We start from the raw sequence: 23,569 nt of genomic DNA on the forward strand, positions 1-23,569 counted from the left end.
CCCATGCAGGCCATCAATGACTTCATCCTCGCGGCAGCCGGTCAGCCCTGGGTGCTGTTCCTGGTTCTGGCCTGTTGCATCATTGACGGCTTCTTTCCCCCCATTCCCAGCGAATCCGTGGTGGTGGGCCTTTCGGCCGTAGCGGCCACGGCGGATGTTCCCAACCCGTGGCTCCTGATGCTGGTGGCCGCGTTCGGGGCTTTCTCCGGCGACAACATCGCGTACCTGATCGGGCGGAGGGTGGGCACGAGCCGCTGGGCGTGGATGCGGGGCCCCCGGATGCAGAGCGCATTCCGGTGGGCGGGCAGGGAACTGCGCAAGCGCCCGGCCTCGCTCATCCTCGTGGCACGGTTTGTTCCGATCGGCCGGGTGGCCGTCAACCTCACGGCCGGCGTCACGCACTACCCGCACCTGCGCTTCGTGGGCCTGACCGTTCTTTCGGCGTCCCTCTGGGCAGGCTATTCAGTGGGGATCGGCCTGTTTTTCGGCCAGTGGTTCGAGGACAACCACCTGCTGGGCGCGGCCATCGCCATCGTGTGCGCGGTGGCTCTTGGGGTGGTAGTGGACCTCGTGATCAACCGGGTGCGGCGCCGGGCGCCGATGATGGAGCGGATGAAGGAACCAGAAGCGTAGTTGAAGCGTTGTTCGGGCAGGCAGGGGCGTAGCGAACAGCGCCTTGGCCGTGGGACACTTAGGAACGATTTCCGCTTTGGCTGCGTCACTTCCGGCTGCGCCAGGTTGCATAGGAGCAAGACTGCGTGGAGTTTATTAATGAGGCCGTGCTCCATGCAGCGGGCCAGTGGTGGATTTACCCGGTCCTGTTGGTGTTTTTCTTTGTGGACGGCTTCGCCATGGTGGTCCCCAGCGAGACCCTTATCGTGGCCCTTGCGGCGTTCTCGCGGCACAGCGGCGAACCCAACCTGTGGATCCTCGGTTTCACCGCCCTGGTGGGCGCCATCGCGGGCGACAACATGGCCTTTATGCTTGGACGCCGGATTGGCCTGAACCGGTGGAAGTGGATGCGCCGGCCCAAGGTCCAGAAGGCTTTCGGCTGGGCGCGCTACGAGCTGGACAAGCGCGGCGCCGTGCTGATTTTCACTGCCCGTTACATTCCCTGGGGCCGGGTGGCGGTCAATTACGTCGCCGGAAGCACAGGCTTCTCCCACCGCCGCTTCTTCCTGCTGGACGCCTTCGCCTGCATCACCTGGGTGGGGTACTCCATCGGCATCGGCGTGCTGGCCAGTTCCTTCCCGTGGCTGCACAACAACCCCTTGCTCAGTGCCGGCATCGCCGTGGTGTTCGCCATCGTGCTTGGTGTCCTCCTCGACCACCTGCTCAGGTTGTGGCATAAGCACCTCGCCCGCAACGACGCCGAAGAAGTGGACGAGTGGCTCGACGGCGGCCGCTCGGGTGCCACGAAGCCGAATCCGGGGACCGCGGAGTTGCTTGCTCCAGCGGCCGGGGACGGCGAGCATGCGGCCACGGAGCGGCTGGCATAGAAGCCCTGCCCACCCTAAGGTGGGAACGTGACTGAGCCTATTGTTGACGCTGCCCCTGCCATCGATTTTGACCTGAAGAGCCTGCCCAAGGTGTCCCTTCACGACCACCTGGACGGAGGACTCCGTCCGGCAACCATCATCGAACTGGCCGAGGCCGTTGGGCACACCCTTCCATCCACCGATCCCGTGGCGCTGGGCCAGTGGTTCCGTGAGTCCGCTGACTCCGGCTCCCTGGTCCGTTACCTTGAAACTTTTGACCACACCGTTGCTGTGATGCAGACCGCCGAAGGCCTGTTCCGGGTTGCCAAGGAATTCGTCGAGGACCTCGCTGATGACGGTGTGGTGTACGGCGAAGTGCGGTGGGCTCCGGAGCAGCACCTGCAGAAGGGCCTCAGCCTCGATGAAGCAGTGGAGGCCGTGCAGGATGGCCTGGAGGCCGGCGTGGAGGCAGTGGGGGAGACCGGACGCGAAATCCAGGTGGGCCAGCTCATCACCGCAATGCGCCACGCCGACCGAGGCCAGGAGATTGCCGAACTGGCGGTCCGCCACCGGAACAAGGGCGCGGTGGGTTTTGACATCGCCGGCGCCGAAGACGGCTTCCTGCCTTCCCGCTTTCGGGACGCGTTCACCTACCTGGCCCAGCACAACTTCCCGGCCACCGTTCACGCGGGCGAGGCAGCCGGCCTGGACAGCATCCAGTCCGCCCTCGTGGACGGCCGGGCGCTGCGCCTGGGCCACGGCGTCCGCATCGCCGAGGACATCATGGTGGAGTTCGACGACGACGAGGACACCGAGGACACCATCGGCCTGGTGACCCTGGGCGACCTCTCCAGCTGGGTCCGGGACCGCGGCATCGCCCTGGAAATCTGCCCGTCCTCGAACCTCCAGACCGGCGCTATTTCCGGGTTCGGCGAGGGCATCGAAAGCCACCCGCTGGACATGCTCTACCAGCTGGGCTTCAACGTCACCATCAACACCGATAACCGGCTGATGAGCGGCGTGACGCTGACCGACGAGTTCGAACTGCTGGTGGAAACTTTCGACTACGACCTCGATGACCTCCTGGAACTGACGCTGAACGCCGCCGAGGCATCCTTCCTGCCGCTGGAGGAGAAGGAAGCGCTGGTGGAGTACATCAACGACGCTTACGCAAACCTTGGCTAACGAGCAGGCGGCGGGCAGCTCCCCGATGGGGGAGCTGCGAGGTGGGCCCACAGCAGCAGGGGGACCCGAGCGAGCTTGCGAGCTCGGGGAGCTGTTGGGGAGGATCGCCGCCCTGCGTGAGCACTGCCCCTGGATGGGCGCCCTGACACATGGGTCCCTCGTGGAGTATCTCCTCGAGGAGGCCTTCGAGGTGGCTGAGACCATCGAGGCAGGAACTTCAGGCGGAACCGCGTGGGAGCAGCACTTCGACGCCGAACTGCTCGGTGAGCTGGGCGACGTCCTGCTTCAGGTGGTCCTCCATGCCCGCCTCGCCGAGGAACGCGGCGCCTTTAAGTTCGACGACGTGGCCCGCGGCCTGAGTGCCAAAATGGTCCGGCGCAACCCTCACGTGTTCCGCCCGGACGGGTCCCTGCAGGACAGCTTCCCCGCGACGGTCGATGAGATCGTGCAGAAATGGGATGCCGTGAAACGGGCAGAGCGGCCGCAGCGCACGGATCCGTTCGCAGGGATCCCGGTGGCCCTGCCGGCACTGGCGCGGGCGCAGAAGTCCATCGACCGCGCTGCAAGGGCCGGCGTCGACCTGCCTGCCGGGGCTCCCATTCCGGAAACGGAAGAAGAACTAGGCGGGCTGCTGCTCGCCGTCGTCCGTTCCGCCCATGCCAGCGGATTCGACGCCGAACGCGCCCTGCGCCGGGCCGTACGGAACTACCAGCAGCAGCACCAACAGAGTTAACCGCATCATCATGACGTCCGGGGGCTGGATAGGTTTCCGTAACCCGGACCACTCTCGACTACGCTGGTCCCTGACGAGTACGTCGAGTTTTCAGCTGTATTTCCCCCGTTAATCGCCCATAAGGAGCAAATTCATGGCGCTTATCGATGCCATCCACGCCCGCGAGATCCTCGATTCCCGCGGCAACCCGACTGTAGAAGTTGAAGTCCTGCTTACCGACGGCCAGATCGGCCGCGCGGCAGTTCCCTCCGGTGCTTCCACCGGCGAACACGAGGCCGTTGAGCTGCGTGACGGCGACAAGGGCCGCTACCTTGGCAAGGGCGTCCAGAAGGCCGTTGACGCCATCATCGACCAGATCGCCCCGGCACTGACCGGCTTCGACGCCACGGACCAGCGCAGCATCGACCAGGCCATGCTGGACCTGGACGGCACCCCGAACAAGGGCAAGCTGGGCGCCAACGCCATCCTGGGCGTCTCCCTGGCCGTGGCCAACGCCGCCGCAGCTTCCGCCGACCTGCCCCTCTACAAGTACCTGGGCGGACCCAACGCCCACGTCCTGCCGGTCCCGCTGATGAACATCCTCAACGGTGGCTCGCACGCCGACTCCGACGTCGACATCCAGGAATTCATGGTTGTCCCGCTGGGTGCCGAGACCTTCTCCGAGGGCCTGCGCTGGGGCGTTGAGGTTTACCACGCCCTCAAGTCCGTCCTGAAGGAAAAGGGCCTCGCCACCGGCCTGGGCGACGAAGGCGGCTTCGCACCCAACCTGCCGTCCAACCGTGCAGCACTGGACCTGATCCAGGAAGCCATCAAGAACGCCGGCTACACCCCGGGCAAGGACATCGCCCTGGCGCTGGACGTTGCCTCCTCCGAGTTCTTCACCGACGGTGCCTACCAGTTCGAGGGCAAGTCGCTGACCTCTGCCGAGATGAGCGCCTACTACGCCGAACTCGTCGCCGACTACCCGCTGGTCTCCATCGAGGACCCGCTGGACGAGAACGACTGGGACGGCTGGAAGACCCTCACCGACTCCATTGGTGACAAAGTCCAGCTGGTGGGTGACGACCTGTTCGTCACCAACCCCTCCATCCTGCAGCGCGGCATCGACACCAAGACCGCCAACTCCATGCTGGTCAAGGTCAACCAGATCGGCTCCCTCACGGAGACGCTCGACGCCGTCAGCCTGGCCCAGCGCGCCGGCTACACCACCATCACCTCGCACCGCTCCGGCGAAACCGAGGACACCACCATCGCCGATATCTCGGTGGCCACCAACGCCGGCCAGATCAAGACCGGCGCCCCGGCCCGCTCCGAGCGCGTTGCCAAGTACAACCAGCTGCTGCGCATCGAAGAGGAACTCGACGACGCCGCACGCTACGCAGGCCGCAGCGCATTCCCGCGTTTCAAGGGCTAGTAGCCGCGTAAACCAATCAACGGTGGCTATGGTTGAAAGACCATAGCCACCGTTGTTGTTTCGGCATTGTTCCAGCCCAAAAAAGTGGCGGCCCCAGGCAGGCTGCGCGTTTCAGGAGTGTCATGGCTACCCGCCGTCCCAAAGTTCCCAAGGTTGCCACAGCCCGCCAGGGCACCACACAGGCGGACCACGAAACCGCCGACATCATCCGCGCTGATTTTGGTTCGGCCAAGGGAAAACCGGGCACGGCTGCGGCCGGCCACGAAGTATCGGGAAACGCGCAGGCCAGCCACCGTACAGCGGGAGCGGACAACTCATCGCGGCCCCCTTCGGCAAGGGGGTCTGCAAAAACGTCCGACGGCGGCGGGAAGGGTACCGGCGCCCATGGCGCCTCCCGGAGGGCCGGCACAGACCTGGCGGAGGAGCAGCAGCCCGTACCGGCCAAGGCGTTCTCCGGACGGATGCTCGCGCTGGCTGTAGTCATGATTGCCATCACCATCATGCTGGCGCCCACGGTGAAGATCTTCTTCGACAAGAGGGCCGAAATAGCAGCCCTGAACGCCGATATCGCTGCCCGTGAGGCCGAAGGCAACAGCCTGCGGCAGCAGGTCTCCCGCTGGCAGGACCCCAACTACGTGAAACAGCAGGCCCGCGACCGCATTAACATGGTTATGCCGGGTGAAACCGGCTACTGGGTCTTCGGCAGCGATCTGCCGGCCGGAGAAACCGGTAGCCAGACCGGTGCAGCAGCACAAGACCCCGCCGATCTGCCGTGGGTGGATTCCCTGTGGGAGTCCATCACGCGCGCGGCCACAGACTGAACAGCAACAGGAAGGACGGCCAGCGACAGTGGAACCCTACACGGCAGCCGCCCGGGACGAATCCCGCCAACCATCACCGCAGGACCTGGAAGTACTGAGCCGCCAACTGGGACGGCCGGTCCGTGACGTAGTGGAAATTCCTGCACGGTGCGTCTGCGGCAACCCGCTGGTGGCGGCCACCGCTCCGCGGCTGGGCAACGGGACACCCTTCCCCACCACCTTTTACCTCACCCACCCCGTCATCACCTCCGCCGTCTCCAGGCTCGAAGCGGCAGGAGTGATGAATGAGATGAATGACCAGCTTGCCGGCGATGAGGAACTGGCCGCTGCCTACCGCGGCGCCCATGAGGCCTACCTGGCCGCCCGGGCTGCCATTGGCGAGCGATCTGGCATCGGTGCAGTTCCTGAAATCGACGGTATTTCCGCCGGCGGTATGCCCACCCGCGTCAAATGCCTCCACGTCCTGGTGGGCCACTCGCTGGCCGCCGGTCCCGGTGTCAACCCCCTCGGCGACCAGGCCATCACCGCCATCAGCGAGTGGTGGACTGCAGACAAGTGCTACTGCGCCGGGGCATGGGACACCTCCGGGGAGGCGCCCTCCAGGGACCTGAGCCGCCACGGCCCGCAGGGGCTGCCTGATATCGTGGGCCGGCCCGCACCCGTCCGCAAGGCCTCTGGCACCACAGCCGGCACTGCAGGGGCGGACCAGTGACGCGGGTCGCCGCCATCGACTGTGGCACCAACTCCATCCGCCTCCTGATCGCGGACATCGGGCGCAGCAACGGCACCGCCACCCTCACCGACGTTGTGCGCGAAATGCGTGTGGTCCGGCTGGGCCAGGGCGTGGACGCCACCGGTGAACTGGCCCCCGAAGCCCTGGAACGCACCTTCGCAGCCACCGCCGATTACGCCCGGCTCATCAAGGAGCACGAAGCGGTCAAAGTACGCTTCGTTGCCACCTCGGCAAGCCGCGACGCCCGGAACCGGGACGTTTTCGTTGACGGCATCCGTACCCTGCTCGGCGTGGAACCCGAGGTCATCACGGGAGATGAGGAAGCCGCCCTGTCCTTTGCCGGCGCCAGCAGCGTCCTGCCTATCCTGGACGGCCAGGAAGTGCTGGTGGTGGACCTCGGCGGCGGAAGCACCGAGTTCGTCCTCGGCACCGCGGCCGGGGTCACGGCCGCCAAATCGGTGGACATCGGATGCGTCCGCCTCACCGAACGCCACCTGCGCCAGGATCCGCCCACGCCGGAACAGATCGCGGCTGCCCAGGCCGATGTGGACAACGCCATTGCCCGCGCGGGCCAGGACGTTCCGCTGGAACGCGCCACCGCCGTCGTCGGCGTTGCCGGCTCCATCACCACCATTACCGCGCACGCCATGCGGCTGCCCGAATATTCGCCGGACGCGATCCACGGCACCGAGCTGCCCCTGGATACTGTCCGCGCCGCCGCCAACGACCTCCTGGCCATGGACCGCGCAGACCGCGCCGCCCTGCCCTACATGCACCCGGGCCGCGTGGACGTCATCGGCGCAGGTGGACTGGTGTGGGGCCGGATCCTCGAACGGCTGCACGAACTGACCGGAGGCCGTATCACCACCGCCACGGCGAGCGAACACGACATCCTCGACGGCATCGCCCTGAGCATCGGCTGACCGCCCATGCAGAAACATGGAACCGGGATGACGTCACCGCTCGGGCGGGCCGGCGCGGCCCTGCTCGTACTGCTCCTGGCCGCCTGCTGCCTCGGAACAGGGCTCTTCACCGCACCCGATGCCCGGGCGGACGAGTGGCGCGACAAGCAGTACTGGCTCGCTGAATCCGGAATCACCAAGGCCTGGGAAGTCTCCAAGGGCGCCGGCGTCAAGGTGGCCGTGATCGACAGCGGCGTGGACGCCAAGCACCCTGACCTCAAGGGCGCCGTGGTGGGCGGCTACGACGCTTCGGGCTCAGGGCAACCCGACGGCCAAAAGGTGGTGGGCTCCAAGACCGAACACGGCACCCTGGTGGCCACCATGCTTGCAGGACGCGGACACCAGCCTGCCGATGCCACAGCCAGTCCATCACCGGCACCATCAGGACTTCCGCCGGACGGAATCGTGGGCGTGGCTCCGGAAGCCCAGATCCTTTCGGTCTCCACCTGGCTGGGCTCAACGAACCCCTCCGGCAAGAGTGACCAGGACCAGATCCCCGAAGCAGTCCGGTGGGCCGTGGACAACGGCGCCAAAGTCATCAACATCTCCCTTGGCAGTACCACTCCGCAGTGGCCGCAGAGCTGGGACGCCGCCTTCCTCTATGCTGAGCAAAAAGACGTGGTGATCGTTGCCGCCGCCGGCAACCGGGTGGGCGGCAATATCCAGGTGGGCGCACCTGCCACTATTCCGGGAGTCCTTACCGTGGCCGGACTGGACCGCAAGGGAACCGCGTCTGTTGACGCATCCTCGCAGGGCATCAGCATCGGCGTTGCGGCTCCGGCCGAAAACCTGCTGGGCGGTGTTCCCGGCGGCAGCTATGCGGAATGGGCCGGAACGTCAGGCTCCACGCCCATAGTTGCCGGGGTAGCTGCGCTGATCCGGTCCAAGTGGCCGGACATGAGCGCCAAGCAGGTCATCAACAGGATTGTTGCCACGGCCAAGGACTCGGGCGCCCCCGGCAAGGACCCCCTTTACGGTTTCGGGGTGCTGAATGCGGAGGCAGCCCTCAAGGACGACGTTCCTGAGGTGTCGGCCAACCCGCTGGGTTCCATCGCCGAATGGATCAGGGTCCACCGCCGCGGAAACCTTGCCACACCCACTCCCGTGCCCACCGCTGAGGTCCCCAGCGCAGTACCCACGCTGCCGGAGGCCACCGTGCCCGCAGTGAAGGCCCCCTCCCAGCGGGACAGTGCCCTGGGCGCCGCCGTCGTGATCGGTTTTGGCCTGCTGTTTGTGGCCATTATTGCGGCAGCGGTCATCCAGCTGAGGCGGGCCGCCAGGAACCCGGGTGAACTGCGGGAGGAGCCCGATACCGGGGTGGTGGACAGGGTGGATTCCCGCCGGCCAACCTAGGGTCCGGAGCCTTCCCGGCAGTTAGTGAAGATTTTCACAAACTGCTGTATCCTTGGAGCTATGGCAACCACCCCAGAGCTCCAGGACCGTCCCCGGGTACTCGTCGTCGGCGGCGGGTACGTCGGCCTGTACGTAGCACTCAAACTGCAGAAGAAGATCGCGAATGCCGGTGGCATCGTCACCCTCGTGGATCCACTGCCCTACATGACCTACCAGCCGTTCCTGCCCGAGGTGGCCGGCGGCAACATCGAGGCCCGCCATGCCGTGGTCTCCCACCGCAAGCACCTCCAGCGGACCGAACTGATCCAGGGCCGCGTCACCTCGATCGACCACGAAAACCGCACCGCGGTAGTGGCTCCCGCCGATGGCGGCGCACCTTTCGAGGTTCCCTATTTCGACGTCGTCCTGGCCGCCGGCGCCATCACCCGCACCTTCCCCATCAAGGGCCTCGCGGACAAGGGCATTGGCCTGAAGACCATCGAGGAAGCCGTTGCCCTGCGCAACAAGCTCCTGGAGCGCATCGAACTCGCCTCCACCATGACCGACCCCGCTGCCCGCGCCAAGGCCCTCACCTTCGTAGTGGTGGGCGGCGGTTTCGCCGGCATCGAGTGCATCACCGAGATGGAGGACCTGGCCCGCGCCGCGGTCCGCAACAACCCGCGCATCAAGCAGGAGGAAGTCCGCTTCGTCCTGGTCGAAGCCATGGGCCGGATCATGCCGGAAGTTACTGCCAAGCAGGCCGAATGGGTTGTGGAGCACCTCCGCAGCCGCGGCATCGAGGTGCTGCTGAACACCTCGCTGGACAGCGCCGAAGGCACCCTCAAGCTCATCAACCTGCCGGACAAGTCCCCGGCCCAGGAATTCGAAGCGGACACCCTGGTGTGGACCGCAGGCGTGCAGGCCAACCCCATGGTCCGCTCCACCGACTTCCCGCTGGAGCCCCGCGGCCGCGTGCGTGTCCTTCCGGACCTGCGCATCGCCGGTGACGAAGGCATCATCGACAACGCCTGGGCCGCCGGCGACATCGCCGCCGTTCCGGACCTCACCGGCAAGGGCCTCCCGGACGGCACCTGCGTCCCCAACGCCCAGCACGCACTCCGCCAGGCCAAGCGCCTCGCCAAGAACCTGTGGGCCTCCCGCTGGGACAAGCCGCTCAAGGACTACAAGCACAAGAACCTGGGCGCCGTTGCCGGCTTCGGCGAGTGGAAGGGTGTTGCCAACATCAACCTCGTGGGCAGCATTGGCCTCAAGGGCGGGCTCGCCTGGCTGGCACACCGTGGCTACCACGGCCTGGCCATGCCCACGTTCGAGCGCAAGTTCCGTGTGATCTTCAACTGGATCCTCGCCTTCTTCGCCGGCCGCGACACCACGCAGCTGCTGGACCTGGACAACCCCCGCGGCGCCTTCGTGGCAGCAGCCACCCCGGCTCCCAAGCCCGCGGCCGCACCTGCTGTCGACGCCGCACCGCCGGCAGGCGCTGCAGGATCAGCGGAAAAGACCAAGGTTGATCCCAAGGAAGCCGTTACGGCCAACGCCAAGTAACACCGGTTCTGCCCGGGGCACGGGTTTGAACACCCTGCCTTAACGCACGACGGCGGCTGTCCCCTGTTGGGGGACGGCCGCCGTTTGCGTCGGCGCAACTTTTCCCCTTCTAGACTGGCAGCATGACTGGCGAGAAGAACCTGCAGGCCCTGCTCGCGGGGATGCACCCGGTACAGCGCAGCGGCGAGTATGTCTACGTCCTGTGGCCGCATGGCCGGCCCCTGGCGCCCGGCATCGAGGCGGCGGTCCGCGAAGCCGAAGGCCTGACGGTGGTGCTTCCCCGGACCGCAGCGGACAGGGAAGGGCTGTCCTACGACTTTGTGGCGGCCTGGATCACCCTGGAAATCCATTCCGCGCTGGAAGCCGTGGGACTGACCGCCGCAGTCAGCAAAGCCCTCACGGAGGCCCGGATCAGCTGCAACGTCCTGGCAGGCTTCCATCACGACCACCTCCTGGTGCCGGTGGCTGACGCACCACGGGCTCTTGAGGTCCTTGCTGGACTTTCCGCCCGGAGCAGGCAGAGCCCCGCCGGGTTGCTGGAGCCCGTCCAGCTGGCGGGCAACGCGCACGGGCTGGATGAGGTACGGCCTCCCATCCCCGGACTGCAGCTGCGCGACGAAGCTCCGGCCGACAGGGATGCGATCCTCGCGCTGACAGCCGAAGCATTCGCCATCTCCCCGGCTACCGGCCTTCCCGCTGACGGGGAACCGGTGGAAGTCAATGTGCTCCGGGAACTGTTTGACTCCCGGGAATACCTGCCCGGCTTCAGTGTGGTGGCGGAGCTGGACGGCGAAGTGGTGGGCCATGTCATCAGCACGCGCGGATGGGTGGGCAGCCAGGAACTCCTCGGACTCGGCCCGATCAGTGTTACACCGCGGCTCCAGAGACAGGGAATAGGCTCCGCCCTGATGAAGGAGACCATCGCCCGGGCCAACGCGGCGGGGGAGAACGGCATCGCCCTCCTGGGCAGCACAGGGTACTACCCGCGGTTTGGCTTCGTTCCTGCTGCCTCGCTGGGCGTCCTGCCGCCTGAGGAAGTGTGGGGCGACAATTTCCAGCTCCTGCCGCTCGCGCTCTGGCCCGGCGGCATCCACGGCGTCTTCCGGTACGCCGAACCATTCACCCGTCTCTGACGGGATACCATGGATCCGTTGCCCCAGTAGCCCAATTGGCAGAGGCAGCGGACTTAAAATCCGCGTGTTGTGGGTTCGAGTCCCACCTGGGGTACCAACGCGCCGCCCGCCTTCGAGGGCGGTGATCAATGGAAGCCGCCCGCCTCGCGGGCGGCTTCCTGCGTTTAATTCCACATATGCAACGACTGTTATGTAGATGTGACCTCAGTCACTTATGTTCGCCTGGGATATGCATTAGCTTGAAGCTAAATCAGGAACACCTGATTTTTCGTGTCAAAGGCCGTTCGCACCTTTAGATCGAGGAGCTCGTAAATGACTTTATTCCCCCATGCGGGAACCCGCGCCGCCAAGCTGACAGTGCTTGGCATCGGCGTTGCCTTTATGGCGACAGCCTGCGGCGGTTCGTCCACACCCACGGCGTCCGAGTCCACCACCGCCGCTGCGGCAGGAATTGCATGCCCGGCTCCAGGCTCCACGGGCGGAAGCTCCGCGCCCGCCACCGGTGGAGGCGGAGGTGGAGCGGTTCCACCGTCCAAGGGTTCAACCGCAACCCCGCTCAAGCTTGGTTCGCTGCTGCCCACCACCGGTTCACTGGCTTACCTTGGTCCGCCCGAAATTGCAGGCGTGAACCTCGGCGTCAAGGAAGTCAATGACGCCGGCGGCGTCCTGGGCAAGCCCATTGAGGTTGTCCATCGGGATTCCGGTGACACCAAGACGGACATCGCCACCCAGTCCACCAACGCCCTGCTCGGCCAGGGCGTCAACGCGATCATCGGCGCGGCATCCTCGGGTGTTTCCAAGACGGTTATCAACCAAATCACCGGTGCCGGTGTCCTTCAATTCTCGCCGGCGAACACCTCGCCCGATTTCACCACCTGGGATGACAAAGGCCTCTACTGGCGCACGGCACCCTCGGACGTACTGCAGGGCAAGGTCCTGGGCAACTACATGGCAACGTGTGGCGCACAGACAGTGGGCATGATCGTCCTGAACGATGCCTACGGTACGGGCCTTGCAAAGAACATCAAGGCCGCCTTCGAAGGGGCCGGCGGCAAGGTGGTTGCCGAGGAACTCTTCAATGAGGGCGACAGTCAGTTCAGCAGCCAGGTGGACAAAGTCCTTGCTGCTAAGCCTGACGCCATCGCCCTGATCACCTTTGACCAGGCCAAGAGCATCGTCCCGCTGATTTCCGGCAAGGGCGCCAAGCCCAGCCAGATGTTCCTGGTGGACGGCAACACTTCCGACTACAGCAAGGACTTCCAGGCCGGGACCATGCTGGGCGCGCACGGAACGTTCCCCGGAACGTTCGCTAACGAAGCGTTCACGAAGAAGCTCCTCCAAATTGATCCGGCCCTGAAGGACTTCACCTACGGCGGCGAGTCCTTTGACGCCGTGAACCTGATCGCGTTGGCTTCCGAAGCCGCCGGCAGCACCAGTGGTCCGGAGATCGCCAAGCAGCTCAAGGGAGTCTCGGAGTCGGGCGAGAAGTGCAGCAACTTCTCCTCCTGCGTCACCCTGCTGCGCGAGGGCAAGGACATCGACTATGACGGCCAGTCAGGTCCGGTGACCTTCTCCGATGCCGGTGACCCCACCGAGGCCTACATCGGCATCTACGAGTACACCAACGACAACAAGCTCAAGCCCCTCCAGTCTGAGTTTGGCAAGCTCTAGCAGCAGTTCCTGACACAGAAAGGGAGCCTCCGTCCAACTGGACGGAGGCTCCCTTTCTGTTACCGGCGTTTAGCCCTCTTCGACAGTGTCGGCCAGGGTGCCGAGGTAGAGCTGGATGACCTTAGGGTCCTTCATCAGCTCACGGCCGGTGCCGGTGTAGGCATCCCTGCCCTGGTCCAGGACGTAGCCACGGTCGCAGATCTGCAGGCACCGGCGGGCGTTCTGTTCCACCATGATCACGGACACGCCTGCCCGGTTGATCTCATGGACCCGGAGGAATGTCTCGTCCTGCTTGACGGGGGAGAGCCCCGCGGAGGGCTCGTCCAGCAGCAGCACTGCCGGGTCCATCATCAGGGCCCGCCCCATGGCCACCATCTGCCGCTCACCGCCGGACAACGAGCCTGCCCGTTGTGCGCGGCGCTTGCCGAGCTCGGGGAACAGGCTGGTGACGAAATCGAAGCGCTCGGCGAAGTCCTTGGGCCGCTGGAACATGCCCATCTGGAGGTTTTCCTCGATGGTCAAAGCAGCAAAAACATTGTTCGTCTGCGGAACAAATCCCACGCCGCGGCTCACCAGCTTGTTGGCCTTCAGCCCGGTAATGTCCTGGCCGCGGACCACCACGGTGCCCGAATGGACCTTGACCAGCCCGAACATGGCCTTGAGGAGCGTCGACTTGCCGGCACCGTTGGGGCCGATGATGCCGATGAGTTCGCCTTTGCGGGCCTCAATACTGCAGCCGTTGAGGATGTTGACACCCGGCAGGTAGCCTGCCACCAGGTTGGTGACCTTCACCACCGAGTCGCTGTCGCTGACCGGCTGGGCGGCGGGCGCCGCGCTTGTACTGCTGCTCATTGGCTGTCCTTCTCTGTGCGGTCCCTGCCACTGACATCCGTGCTGCTGTGGCGGCCGGTGGCCCCGTCCCCGGCAGGCCGTTCCGCCTGCCGGGATGTTCCGGTTTCTTCGGCCACCACATCAAGTGAGATGATGCCCGCATTTTCGGTTCCCACAATCGACTCTTCATCGCTCACCAGCTCAGCTGCGAGTTCCTTGATGCCCTCCGAGTCGCCCAGGTCCACATCGTGGTGGGCGCCGAGATAGGCATCAATGACGGCGGGGTTTTTCATGACCTCGGTCGGCGGGCCCTCAGCCACCACCTTGCCCTCGGCCATCACCACCACCCAGTCGGCTATGTGGCGGACCATGTGCATGTCGTGTTCGACGAACAGCACGGTCATGCCTTCTGCCTTGAGGTTCTTAATGTGGTCCAGCAAAGACTGCGTCAACGCCGGGTTCACGCCAGCCATGGGCTCATCCAGCATCACCAGCTTGGGCCGCACCATCAGGGAGCGGGCCATTTCAAGGAGCTTGCGCTGACCGCCGGAAAGGGATGCCGCGTAGTCGTCCTTTTTGGTATCCAGCTTGAACTTCTCGAGGAGGACGTCCGCCTCGGCGGTGATTTGTTTCTCCCGGCCGCCCCAGATGCCCTTGAACAAAGCCTTGGCCAGGCTTTCCCCGGGCTGGTTTGCCGCGCCGAGCCGCATGTTCTCCATAACGGTCAGTTTGCCCATGACCTTGGTGAGCTGGAAGGTGCGTACCATTCCCATCCGCGCCACCTTGTACGGCGAAACTCCGGCAATGCTCTTGCCCTCAAACTGCCATTTGCCGGTATTGGGAGTATCAAAGCCCGTGAGGAGGTTGAACAGGGTGGTCTTGCCCGCTCCGTTGGGACCAATGAGGGCTGTGATCTTATGGCGGGGAATTTCGAGGTATTCGACGTCCACCGCGTTGATGCCGCCGAAGCTTCGGGTGACGTTCTCCGCCACCACGATGGGATCGCGCTTCTTGCAGCCGGGTCCGATGTCGCCGGCCGCGATGGGCCGGGCATCGGTCATGTAGTCCGGCTCCGCGGAGCCGGGATTGGTTGGTTCCGTGCCGTGCATGCTCATGCGAACGCCAGCTCCTTCTTGTTTCCAAAGACGCCCTGGGGCCTGAAGATCATCAGCAGCATCAGGGCGACGCCCACCAGGATGTAGCGCAGCTGCCCGGCCTGGACCGTGTTGAGCCACGTGACGGCCCCCGATTCGATCAGGCCGTACAGGATGCCCTGGGTCAGGGAGAGGACAACCCAGAAGATCATGGCGCCGATCACCGGACCGAGCACAGTGCCCAGGCCGCCGAGCAGGAGGCAAGTGTAGAGGAAGAACGTCAGCTCTGTTCCGTAGTTTGCCGGCTGGACCGCTCCGCGGGGGAGGGTGAACACCATGCCGGCCAGCGCGCCGAGGACGCCGCCGATGATGAGGGCCTGCATCTTGTAGGCGTAGACGTTCTTGCCCAGGGACCGGACGGCGTTCTCGTCTTCACGGATGCCCTTGAGGACGCGTCCCCAGGGGCTCCGCATCAGCAGCCACACGAGCGTGCAGCAGACGGCCACCAGGGCCCACCCCACCAGCCGGATAAAGAAGTCGCGGTTGTTCATGCCGAAGTAGGAACCTTCGGGGAACGGGTTCATTGAGTAGAACCCGCCCTCGAACGCGGCGAGGCCGTTGGCTGAGCCGGTCACCGAGGTGAGCTGGTTGGTGGTCACGATGTACCGGACGATTTCCGCGGCCGCGATGGTGACGATGGCCAGGTAGTCGGCTCGAAGCCGCAGCGTGGGAATACCCAGCAGGAGGGCAAAAATCGAGGAGGCAATGACGGCGATCAGCAGCCCGACGAAAAACGGGACACCGAAGGTGAGGGTGGAGATGGCGAAGCCGTAGGCTCCCACCGCCATAAAACCCGCCTGCCCGAAGTTCAGCAGCCCGGAGTACCCGAAGTGCACGGCGAGGCCGAGTGCGGCCAAGGCATAGGCCGCCGTCGTCGGGCTGAAAATTTCGCCGGCAGCGCTGGCAAGTATGAATCCAAAGTCCATGGCTGTCTCCTAACCCACGCGCTCGCGCCGGCCCAGGATGCCCTGGGGCCGGAACAGAAGGACAACGATCATGATGAACAGGGCGCCCACGTATTTGAGGTCGGCGGCGAGGCCGAACACGGTGGTGAGTTCCACGAAGATGCCGACGATGATCGACCCGATCAGGGCGCCGAACACGGTTCCCAGGCCGCCCAGGGTGACGCCGGCGAAGATGAGCAGGAGGATGGCCGAGCCCATATCGAAGGTGACGCCGGGGCGGTAGTAGGCCCAGAGGATGCCGCCGAGGGATGCCAGCATGCCGCCGGTGATCCAGACGAGGCGGATCACTCCGTCAACGTCGATCCCGGATGCCGCGGCGAGGGCTGGGTTGTCTGCCACTGCGCGGGTGGCCTTGCCCAGCCTGGTCTTGAGGAGCACCACGCCGATCAGGGCAATAACCACCGCGCTGATGCCCAGGGACCAGAGGTTGTTCGGTGAGATCGAAACCGGTCCGAGCTGGATTTCGGGGCTCTGTGCGAACGGCAGCTGCTGGGTGGCGCCGCCGAAGTAGAACTGGATCACGTAGCGCACCGCCAGGGCGAGGCCGATGCTGACGATCATCATGGGGACCAGCCCGGTGCCGCGGCGCCGCAGTGGCCGCCACAGCCCCCGGTCCTGCGCATAGCCGAACAGGCCGCCGCCCAGCAGGGACAGGAGGATCGCCAGCCAGAACGGAAGGCCGATGGCGTTGAACGCGAAGACCAGCACCGCACCAAGGGTCACCATCTCACCGTGTGCGAAGTTGGTCAGGCCGGTGGTGCCGAAAATCAGTGACAGGCCCACCGAGGCCAGGGCCAGCAGGAGGCCAAAACTGAGCCCGGCCACGAGGCGGTTGAGCAGGTTCTGCCCGAAGTTCTGCTGTTCCACCACAATGCCTTTGCCGAAGGCGAAGATCACCGACAGGTTGGAGGTTTGGCTGAAAGTCACCTGGCGCGGGTTCTCCTGGCCTTCAGCCAGGGTGATGCCCTTCGGCAGGGTGGATTCGTCCAGCTCCACCGTGTACGTACCTTGCTGCGGCACGCCGATGTTCCAGGCCCCGTTTGCAGTGGACTTCGTGGTTCCGGTGAAGTCGCCGCTCTTGGCGGTGATGGTCACACCGGCCAGCGGCGCGCGGGTGTCGTCCCGGAGGAATCCGCTGATGTTGTTCTGGAAGGTCTGGTTCGACGGGGATGGTGTCGGTGCGGGGGAAGCGGCCTGGGATGCCGGTGCGGCAACGAGGAGGATCGCCAGGATGGAAGCACTGATGGCTCCCAGCAGTCCCAGCAATCGGCCGCGTCTTCCGGCCGGCTGGCCTTGGGGTGTACTTCTCAAATTGAAAACCTCCACTTGGGGGCGGTCTCGGCTGCGCCTCTGCAGCCGCTGCGAACGGTCGCAGGACGGGGATGGCACCCACTGGCCCGGCACCCATCACAACTGTGAGTTCCGTCACCCTGCTTGGCTTATGCTACAGCGCAAAAGAAGGGTCAAATGCTGTGGTTCCGGCCTTATATGTAGCGATCGGATAACAACTGGCGCCGCCCGGCTTCAGGAGAAAGGCGGAGACGCCGGGAAAACCTTTGTTGAATAAAGGTGCTTCCCTGGAAGGCTCCCGCCTAAAGGTTCCGGGGAGTCCGGCCGCTGGACGTCACGGTTGGGTTTCACCCTTGCTATTGCGGGAACTTTTAGCGGTGCCGCCACGTGGGAATTGGTAGCGTGAACCATAAGGAACACAAAACACCATCACATGGAGGAATCCCGCAATGGCACTTGGCGGCAACCCGATCTTCAACGGAAAGAGCTTCCGTGGAGCCACCCAGGCACCGCCTGTCCCGCCGGCTCCTTACGGCCAGGCTCCTTACGGCCAGCAGTATGGCCAGCCCTTCGGCCAGCAGGGCTACGGCCAGCAGCCGTATGGCCAGGCTCCCTACGGCCAGCAGGGCTACGGCCAGCAGCCCATGACCGACGAGCAGCTGCGGCAGATGTACAACCAGCCTGCAGCCGGCCCGGCCGACACCGGCCGGATGACGTTCGACGACGTCATCGTCAAGACGGCAGCCTGCCTTGGCGTTGTGGTGGCCGGCGCTGCCGTCACCATGTTCGTCAGCATGGGCCTAGCGTCGCTGCTGATGATTGTTGGCGCCCTGGGCGGTTTCGTGCTGGCTCTGGTCAACACCTTCAAGAAGCAGCCTTCACCGGCCCTCATCCTCGCGTATGCCGGGCTGGAAGGCCTGTTCCTTGGCGGCCTGACCCGTATCCTGGACGCACAGTTCCCCGGGGTCGGCCTGCAGGCTGTGATCGGTACGCTGTCCGTGTTCGCCGTCACGCTGGTGCTGTTCAAGAGCGGCAAGGTCCGGGCAACGCCCAAGGCCATGCGCTTCTTTATGATCGCCCTCATCGGCTACGCGGTGTTTGCCCTGATCAACATGGTCATGATGATGACGGGACTGACGCAGGAGCCGTTCGGCCTGCGCACCCAGGTTGAAATCTTCGGCATCCCGCTGGGCGTGTTCATCGGCCTGCTGGCCATCGGCCTGGCCGCTTTCTCCCTGATCATGGACTTCACCAGCATCGAGGCCGGTGTCCGCAGCGGCGCCCCCCAGCGCTTCTCCTGGACTGCCGCCTTCGGCCTTACCGTCACCCTCGTATGGCTGTACGTGGAAATCATCCGCCTGCTGGCCATCCTCCGCGGGGACGACTAACCGCACAGCGGGAGGCCGCCGTCGTACTTTTGAAGCAGGCCAATAACGGCTGAGGGCCCCACCACCAGGTGGGGCCCTCAGCCGTTGGACGCCGAACTCAGGCAATGCGCATGGCGCCGGCGGCCGGCGTCACAGTGAAGATGTCCGGTGCCGTGAAACCGGCGCCTGCAAACGCCTTGACGACGGCGTCCCGCACCTTGTGCTCGGAGCTGACCGGGGTAAGGGCGATGGCCGCACCGCCGAAACCGCCGCCGGTCATGCGGGCGCCGATGGCGCCATTGGCGCGGGAGGCCTCCACTGCCAGGTCCAGTTCCGGGCAGGAGATTTCGAAATCGTCGCGCATGGATACATGGCTGGCATCCAGCAGGGCGCCGATTGCTGCCGGACCCTGGGCCGCCAAAAGCTCCACGGTCTGAAGGACGCGGTCGTTCTCCGTGACCACGTGCCGTACGCGGCGGAACGTCACTTCATCCAGGAGTCCGGAGGCCTCTTCCAGGTCGCCCACCTGGACGTCCCGCAGGGCCTTGACTCCGAGGACCTCCGCGCCCAGCTCACAGGAGGCGCGCCGGGAGGCATAACCGCCGTCGGCATGGGAGTGCGACACCTTGGTGTCGATCACCAGCATCACCAGGTCCGCCGGTTCCGTTTCGAAGGGAACCAGGTTGACGTCCTGGTTCCGGCAGTCCAGGAACACGGCGTGTCCTTTTGACCCGCGCAACGATGCTGACTGGTCCATAATCCCGGTGGGCGCCCCCACAAAGTCGTTCTCGGCCTGCTGCGTGGCCAGGACCATCTCCTCTGCCTTCAGGCCCGCGCCGGTCAGGTCGTTCAATGCCGAGATGACCGCACACTCAATGGCATGGGAGGAGGAGAGTCCTGCGCCGAGCGGAACATTGGAGTCAAGCAGCAGGTCAATGCCGGGAACGTCGATGCCCCGCTGGCGCAGCGCCCACATCACTCCCAAGGGATACTTGGTCCAGCCCTTGGCCGAACCGGGGCGCAGGAAATCCAGGGACATACTCACAATTCCCTGGTCCCCGTAGGTGGACAGCAGCCGCACTGTGGAATCGGCCCGCACCCCTACGGCCACCCGGGCAGTCCGGTCAATGGCGAAGGGCAGCACAAATCCCTCGTTGTAGTCGGTGTGCTCGCCAATCAGGTTCACCCGTCCCGGCGCCTGCCAGACGCCGGCGGGAACGCTGCCTAATTCACGGGTGAAGCGCGCCGTAAGATCTCCGTTGCCTGCCGGTCCGGAGGTGGTCAAAGAATCACGAATGGCGCTCACGCAGTTGCTCCTTCAGGCAAGGCTGCCTGAAGGGCAGCGGGGGATGGGGTGGATGCCGGAACGGTGACGTTGCGCAGCCGCTCCGCCACACTTTCCGGAGTGGTGTCGTTGATGAACGCGCCCATGGCGGCCTCCGATCCGGCGAGGAACTTGAGCTTGTCCGCAGCACGGCGGGGCGAGGTCAACTGGAGGTGGAGGTAGCTTGCGGGGCGCAGCAGGTCGTCAATTGGCGCTTGGTGCCATGCTGAGATGTACGGCGTGGGGGTGGGGTAGATGGCATCCAGGCGTTTGAGCAGGTCAAGGTAGACGTGCGCCAGTTCATCCTTCTCCTCCCCGCTCAGCGCCGCCAGGTCGGGAACCTGGCGGTGTGGAACCAGGTGGATCTCCAGGGGCCAGCGGGCAGCGAACGGGACATAGGCGCTGAAGTTCTCACCCTCCATGACCATTCGGCTTCCGTCCTCGCGCTCGGAGCGCAGCAGCGAGCCAGTGAGCGTCTCCCGGCCCTGGGCCGCATCGTAGAATTTGCGGGCCGCCGCACCCAGGACGCCTGCCCGCGGGGTCACATACGGGTAGGCGTAGATCTGCCCATGCGGGTGGTGCAGGGTCACGCCGATGTCCGCGCCGCGGTTTTCAAACGGAAACACCTGCTTGATTCCCGGAAGCGCGCTCAGGGCTTCTGTCCGCTGTGCCCATGCCTCGATGACGGTGCGGGAACGGGCTTCACTCAATCCGCTGAAGGACCCGGTGTGGGCAGGGGTGAAGGCCACCACCTCACAGCGTCCATAGGCCGGCCCCTTTGTTCCCCAGGCGGGGTCAGCAGGGACGGTCCCGAGGGCAGGGCCCAGGGACGGGAAGCGGTTCTCGAACACCACAACGTCGTAGTCGTCTGCCGGAATCTCTGAAGGGTTGCTGGCAGTAGTGGGGCAGATGGGGCATTGGTCTGCCGGGGGAAGATGCGTGCGGCTCTGGCGGTGGGCGGCAACGGCTACCCACTCGTCCGTCAGGGCGTCAAAACGGACTTCGCCCGGCTCGCCCCGCGGCGGCAGGCCGCGGTGGTCCGTCGTGTTTTCCGCCGCCCTTGCCTTGGGGGCGTGGGCGTCGTCGAAGTAGATCAATTCCCGGCCGTCGGAGAGCCTGGTGCTGGTGATTCCCGTCATGAACCCTGTCCTTTGGTGGTGCAGCAACTTAACAATATTGTGCCACAGTCCGCTCAGAAGAGAAGAGAATCAAACAAAAAGTAACACGGAAGGTTGATGCGGCGGCAGGGGTTGGGCTGTACGGTAATGCTCATGACTTCCGACTCATCCCTTGAAACCGGCGTTGCTTCAGGCTACCGGGCATACGCCACCGGACGGCAGTATGAGCTCCGCCGGGGAGATGCCTTTGCTGTGGTCACTGAGCTGGCGGCCGGACTCCGCCTCTACAGCCGGGGAGGAATCCAGCTGACCGAGACCTACGGCGATGACCAGATTCCGCCGGGCGGATGCGGCATTACCTTGGCTCCCTGGGCCAACAGGGTCCAAGACGGACAGTGGTTCCTGGACGGCAAAAAGCAGCAGCTGGACATCACGGAAGTGGCACGCAACAACGCCAGCCACGGCCTCCTCCGGAACGCCTCCTACGCGCTGGTGGACGAGTCGGAACATTCGGTCACACTGGAAGCCACCATCTTTCCCCAGCACGGCTACCCCTTCCTGGTACGGCACCGCGTGCAGTACCTGCTTGCGGAGGACCTGGGGCTGGTGGTCCGCCAGACGCTGGCCAACGACGCCAAGGCTCCGGCGCCCTTTGTCCTCGGTGCCCACCCGTACCTGCGGCTTGGTGACGTACCGGTTGAAGACCTGGCGCTGACCGTTTCCGCGGGCACCCAACTGCTCGCTGATGAGCGGCTCATCCCGCGCAGCAGTGCGCCAGTCGAGGGGGACACTGACTTCCGGGCGGGACGGCACATTGCTCCATTGAGCGTGGACGTTGCTTTGACAGGCCTGCAGTTCGACGGCGGCCGGGCCCGCCACACCCTTGCGGGACCTGGCGGGCAGCAGGTCAGCCTCTGGCAGGACGAATCCTGCCAGTACGTCCATGTCTACGTCAGTACCATCTACCCCGGCCGGAACCGTGCTGTGGCGGTCGAACCCATGACGGGGCCGGCGAATGCCTTCAACTCCGGGGACGGGCTCCGTTGGCTGTCGCCGGGGGAATCGTTCACCATCTCGTGGGGAATTGACTACAGTCCCGGCGCAGCGGGGTAGCAGTTTCCCATTAGGCCACGGCTGCGGAAGTATAAGGGCTATGACGCCAGCCGAGGATCCCGTTACGTCCGACCCTCAACCAGTGCGGCAACCAGTCGCCACACCTGCCCAGGCAGGTCCGCCACTGCGGGTCCTCACAGACCGTGAACTGGACAAGGACATTCCGTACGGCGTGCGCATCGCCGCGTCCTGGGCCTGGCGGTTGGGCCTCATCCTCCTGGTGTCCGGCGCGCTGATCTGGCTGCTGCGGCAAGTCAGCTTCCTGATCATCCCGGTGATGGTGGCCGCGCTCCTCGCCGGCCTCCTCAGCCCGGTGACCACCTGGCTGCGGCGCCGGGGACTGCCTGGCGGCCTCGCAGTGGCCGTGACCGTCCTCGGTTTTATTGGACTCATCGCCGGAGCGCTGGCACTGGTGGGCAGGCAGTTGCTCATCGGATTCGGCGAGCTCTGGTCCCAGGCGCTGGAAGGCGTGAAGCAGGTCCAGGACTGGCTTTCGGCCGGACCCCTCCACCTCACCGCCGCCCAGATTGATCAGTATGTCAAGGAGGCCACGGACGCGCTGCAGAACAACAGCAGCAGCATCCTCAGCGGCGCCTTGTCCTTTGGCAGTACTGCCGGCCACTTCGCCGCGGGAATGCTCCTGGCGCTGTTTATCCTGATTTTCTTCCTCCTTGAAGGCGACCGCATCTGGGCGTTCCTGGTACGGCTGCTGCCCAGGAAGGCCCGGGCCGCGACGTTCGGAGCTGGCCGGAAGGGCTGGTCATCCATGGTCAGCTACGCCCGCATCCAGATGTTCGTGGCCGCCGTGGACGCAATTGGCATAGGTGTGGGCGCCGCCATCATCGGTGTGCCGCTGGCTCTTCCCCTGGGCGTGCTGGTGTTCCTGGGTTCCTTTATCCCGGTAGTGGGTGCCCTGATCACCGGCATCATTGCCGTCCTCCTGGCACTCGTGGCCAACGGCCCGGTCAACGCGCTGATCATGCTGGCCATCGTGCTGGCGGTCCAGCAACTGGAAGGACACATCCTGCAGCCGCTGGTCATGGGCAAGGCCGTATCCCTGCACCCGGTGGCTGTGATCCTCTCCGTTGCGGCGGGCTCGTACCTGGCAGGGATCCCCGGAGCGCTGTTCTCGGTGCCCATCCTCGCCGTCGCAAATTCGGCCATTCGCTACATCGCCGCCAGAACGTGGGAACATGAACAGGTGCTGGCAGCGCCGGGCAGCCCCCTGCTTGCCGGCGCCGGACCGGACAACACCGTTAAGAATGTTGACCCGCCGGACGCCCACAAGGACGGCAACCGCGACGCAGCCGGCACAATCGCAGAACATCCTGACGCCCGTACCAATGACGCGGCGCCGGGGCCGAAATCCAGAGGAGATTAGT

General features: G+C 65.1%; 21 protein-coding genes and 1 tRNA gene. 16 read left to right on the top strand and 6 right to left on the bottom strand.

What is annotated here, in order from left to right:
* Nucleotides 1-3: 3 nt before the first annotated feature.
* The 13 genes from QRN11_RS06410 to QRN11_RS06470 all read left to right on the top strand — a co-directional run bounded on the left by QRN11_RS06410 (nucleotide 4) and on the right by QRN11_RS06470 (nucleotide 13,025).
* Nucleotides 4-633: a DedA family protein gene (locus tag QRN11_RS06410; protein ID WP_091423120.1), complete on the top strand. Its 630-nt coding sequence runs from the start codon at nucleotides 4-6 to the stop codon at nucleotides 631-633.
* 125 nt (nucleotides 634-758) lie between these two features.
* Nucleotides 759-1,499, top strand: a complete 741-nt coding sequence (locus QRN11_RS06415; RefSeq protein ID WP_091423118.1) for a DedA family protein — start codon at nucleotides 759-761, stop codon at nucleotides 1,497-1,499.
* A gap of 27 nt (nucleotides 1,500-1,526) precedes the next feature.
* Nucleotides 1,527-2,663, top strand: coding sequence for an adenosine deaminase (locus QRN11_RS06420; protein ID WP_142061712.1), 1,137 nt, complete (start codon nucleotides 1,527-1,529; stop codon nucleotides 2,661-2,663).
* A gap of 133 nt (nucleotides 2,664-2,796) precedes the next feature.
* Nucleotides 2,797-3,396, top strand: coding sequence for a MazG nucleotide pyrophosphohydrolase domain-containing protein (locus QRN11_RS06425; protein WP_285250392.1), 600 nt, complete (start codon nucleotides 2,797-2,799; stop codon nucleotides 3,394-3,396).
* Between the two features lie 133 nt (nucleotides 3,397-3,529).
* Nucleotides 3,530-4,810: a phosphopyruvate hydratase gene (eno, locus tag QRN11_RS06430; RefSeq protein WP_285250306.1), complete on the top strand. Its 1,281-nt coding sequence runs from the start codon at nucleotides 3,530-3,532 to the stop codon at nucleotides 4,808-4,810.
* Between the two features lie 122 nt (nucleotides 4,811-4,932).
* Nucleotides 4,933-5,631 (top strand): FtsB family cell division protein, encoded by a 699-nt coding sequence (locus tag QRN11_RS06435; RefSeq protein WP_285250307.1) that lies wholly within the window; start codon nucleotides 4,933-4,935, stop codon nucleotides 5,629-5,631.
* A gap of 28 nt (nucleotides 5,632-5,659) precedes the next feature.
* A complete protein-coding gene (locus QRN11_RS06440; protein ID WP_285250308.1) occupies nucleotides 5,660-6,343 on the top strand; it encodes a DUF501 domain-containing protein in 684 nt (227 codons plus the stop codon).
* Nucleotides 6,340-7,287 (top strand): Ppx/GppA phosphatase family protein, encoded by a 948-nt coding sequence (locus QRN11_RS06445; protein WP_285250309.1) that lies wholly within the window; start codon nucleotides 6,340-6,342, stop codon nucleotides 7,285-7,287. Before QRN11_RS06440 ends, QRN11_RS06445 begins: the two co-directional genes overlap by 4 nt.
* A 27-nt stretch (nucleotides 7,288-7,314) precedes the next feature.
* Complete coding sequence (locus tag QRN11_RS06450) at nucleotides 7,315-8,679, top strand: S8 family serine peptidase (protein WP_285250310.1); 1,365 nt, start codon at nucleotides 7,315-7,317, stop codon at nucleotides 8,677-8,679.
* 60 nt (nucleotides 8,680-8,739) lie between these two features.
* Nucleotides 8,740-10,221: an NAD(P)/FAD-dependent oxidoreductase gene (locus QRN11_RS06455; protein ID WP_285250311.1), complete on the top strand. Its 1,482-nt coding sequence runs from the start codon at nucleotides 8,740-8,742 to the stop codon at nucleotides 10,219-10,221.
* 122 nt (nucleotides 10,222-10,343) lie between these two features.
* A complete protein-coding gene (locus tag QRN11_RS06460) occupies nucleotides 10,344-11,354 on the top strand; it encodes an N-acetyltransferase (RefSeq protein WP_285250312.1) in 1,011 nt (336 codons plus the stop codon).
* A 20-nt stretch (nucleotides 11,355-11,374) separates the two neighbouring features.
* Nucleotides 11,375-11,451, top strand: a tRNA-Leu gene (locus QRN11_RS06465).
* Nucleotides 11,452-11,666: 215 nt separating this feature from the next.
* Nucleotides 11,667-13,025 (top strand): ABC transporter substrate-binding protein, encoded by a 1,359-nt coding sequence (locus QRN11_RS06470; protein WP_285250313.1) that lies wholly within the window; start codon nucleotides 11,667-11,669, stop codon nucleotides 13,023-13,025.
* Nucleotides 13,026-13,094: 69 nt separating this feature from the next.
* Here the strand turns inward: QRN11_RS06470 and QRN11_RS06475 are convergent, their stop codons facing one another.
* Genes QRN11_RS06475 through QRN11_RS06490 form a run of 4 tightly spaced genes read right to left on the bottom strand, consistent with a single transcriptional unit; the run spans nucleotide 13,095 to nucleotide 17,241 of the window.
* Nucleotides 13,095-13,877: an ABC transporter ATP-binding protein gene (locus QRN11_RS06475; RefSeq protein WP_091423090.1), complete on the bottom strand. Its 783-nt coding sequence runs from the start codon at nucleotides 13,875-13,877 to the stop codon at nucleotides 13,095-13,097.
* On the bottom strand, nucleotides 13,874-14,971 hold the full coding sequence (locus QRN11_RS06480) for an ABC transporter ATP-binding protein (protein WP_285250314.1): 1,098 nt from the start codon (nucleotides 14,969-14,971) through the stop codon (nucleotides 13,874-13,876). The genes QRN11_RS06475 and QRN11_RS06480 overlap by 4 nt, the downstream gene beginning before the upstream one ends.
* Nucleotides 14,968-15,936 (bottom strand): branched-chain amino acid ABC transporter permease, encoded by a 969-nt coding sequence (locus QRN11_RS06485; protein ID WP_091423088.1) that lies wholly within the window; start codon nucleotides 15,934-15,936, stop codon nucleotides 14,968-14,970. Before QRN11_RS06485 ends, QRN11_RS06480 begins: the two co-directional genes overlap by 4 nt.
* Before the next feature lie 9 nt (nucleotides 15,937-15,945).
* Entirely contained in the window at nucleotides 15,946-17,241 is a 1,296-nt protein-coding gene (locus QRN11_RS06490) for a branched-chain amino acid ABC transporter permease (RefSeq protein WP_285250315.1), read from the bottom strand.
* A gap of 473 nt (nucleotides 17,242-17,714) precedes the next feature.
* Between QRN11_RS06490 and QRN11_RS06495 the strand changes: the two genes are divergently transcribed.
* Nucleotides 17,715-18,653, top strand: a complete 939-nt coding sequence (locus tag QRN11_RS06495; RefSeq protein WP_091423086.1) for a Bax inhibitor-1/YccA family membrane protein — start codon at nucleotides 17,715-17,717, stop codon at nucleotides 18,651-18,653.
* Between the two features lie 97 nt (nucleotides 18,654-18,750).
* Here the strand turns inward: QRN11_RS06495 and galK are convergent, their stop codons facing one another.
* Nucleotides 18,751-19,938, bottom strand: coding sequence for a galactokinase (gene galK, locus QRN11_RS06500; RefSeq protein WP_285250316.1), 1,188 nt, complete (start codon nucleotides 19,936-19,938; stop codon nucleotides 18,751-18,753).
* Nucleotides 19,935-21,095 (bottom strand): galactose-1-phosphate uridylyltransferase, encoded by a 1,161-nt coding sequence (gene galT, locus QRN11_RS06505; RefSeq protein WP_091418485.1) that lies wholly within the window; start codon nucleotides 21,093-21,095, stop codon nucleotides 19,935-19,937. The genes galK and galT overlap by 4 nt, the downstream gene beginning before the upstream one ends.
* A 132-nt stretch (nucleotides 21,096-21,227) precedes the next feature.
* Between galT and QRN11_RS06510 the strand changes: the two genes are divergently transcribed.
* A complete protein-coding gene (locus QRN11_RS06510) occupies nucleotides 21,228-22,187 on the top strand; it encodes an aldose 1-epimerase family protein (protein WP_285250317.1) in 960 nt (319 codons plus the stop codon).
* Nucleotides 22,188-22,227: 40 nt separating this feature from the next.
* Nucleotides 22,228-23,568 (top strand): AI-2E family transporter, encoded by a 1,341-nt coding sequence (locus tag QRN11_RS06515; protein WP_285250318.1) that lies wholly within the window; start codon nucleotides 22,228-22,230, stop codon nucleotides 23,566-23,568.
* Nucleotide 23,569: the final 1 nt, after the last annotated feature.

Origin of the sequence: Pseudarthrobacter sp. fls2-241-R2A-168 (genome assembly GCF_030209335.1) — a bacterium.
GTDB lineage: Bacteria > Actinomycetota > Actinomycetes > Actinomycetales > Micrococcaceae > Arthrobacter.

Coding starts and splice junctions, on each gene's coding strand:
- QRN11_RS06460 (WP_285250312.1), top strand. CDS start 10,344: ATGACTGGCGAGAAGAACCTGCAGGCCCTGCTCGCGGGGATGCACCCG.
- QRN11_RS06495 (WP_091423086.1), top strand. CDS start 17,715: ATGGCACTTGGCGGCAACCCGATCTTCAACGGAAAGAGCTTCCGTGGA.
- QRN11_RS06480 (WP_285250314.1), bottom strand. CDS start 14,971: ATGAGCATGCACGGCACGGAACCAACCAATCCCGGCTCCGCGGAGCCG.
- QRN11_RS06455 (WP_285250311.1), top strand. CDS start 8,740: ATGGCAACCACCCCAGAGCTCCAGGACCGTCCCCGGGTACTCGTCGTC.
- eno (WP_285250306.1), top strand. CDS start 3,530: ATGGCGCTTATCGATGCCATCCACGCCCGCGAGATCCTCGATTCCCGC.
- QRN11_RS06485 (WP_091423088.1), bottom strand. CDS start 15,936: ATGGACTTTGGATTCATACTTGCCAGCGCTGCCGGCGAAATTTTCAGC.
- QRN11_RS06425 (WP_285250392.1), top strand. CDS start 2,797: ATGGGCGCCCTGACACATGGGTCCCTCGTGGAGTATCTCCTCGAGGAG.
- QRN11_RS06510 (WP_285250317.1), top strand. CDS start 21,228: ATGACTTCCGACTCATCCCTTGAAACCGGCGTTGCTTCAGGCTACCGG.
- galT (WP_091418485.1), bottom strand. CDS start 21,095: ATGACGGGAATCACCAGCACCAGGCTCTCCGACGGCCGGGAATTGATC.
- QRN11_RS06470 (WP_285250313.1), top strand. CDS start 11,667: ATGACTTTATTCCCCCATGCGGGAACCCGCGCCGCCAAGCTGACAGTG.
- QRN11_RS06410 (WP_091423120.1), top strand. CDS start 4: ATGCAGGCCATCAATGACTTCATCCTCGCGGCAGCCGGTCAGCCCTGG.
- QRN11_RS06515 (WP_285250318.1), top strand. CDS start 22,228: ATGACGCCAGCCGAGGATCCCGTTACGTCCGACCCTCAACCAGTGCGG.
- QRN11_RS06475 (WP_091423090.1), bottom strand. CDS start 13,877: ATGAGCAGCAGTACAAGCGCGGCGCCCGCCGCCCAGCCGGTCAGCGAC.
- QRN11_RS06450 (WP_285250310.1), top strand. CDS start 7,315: ATGACGTCACCGCTCGGGCGGGCCGGCGCGGCCCTGCTCGTACTGCTC.
- QRN11_RS06435 (WP_285250307.1), top strand. CDS start 4,933: ATGGCTACCCGCCGTCCCAAAGTTCCCAAGGTTGCCACAGCCCGCCAG.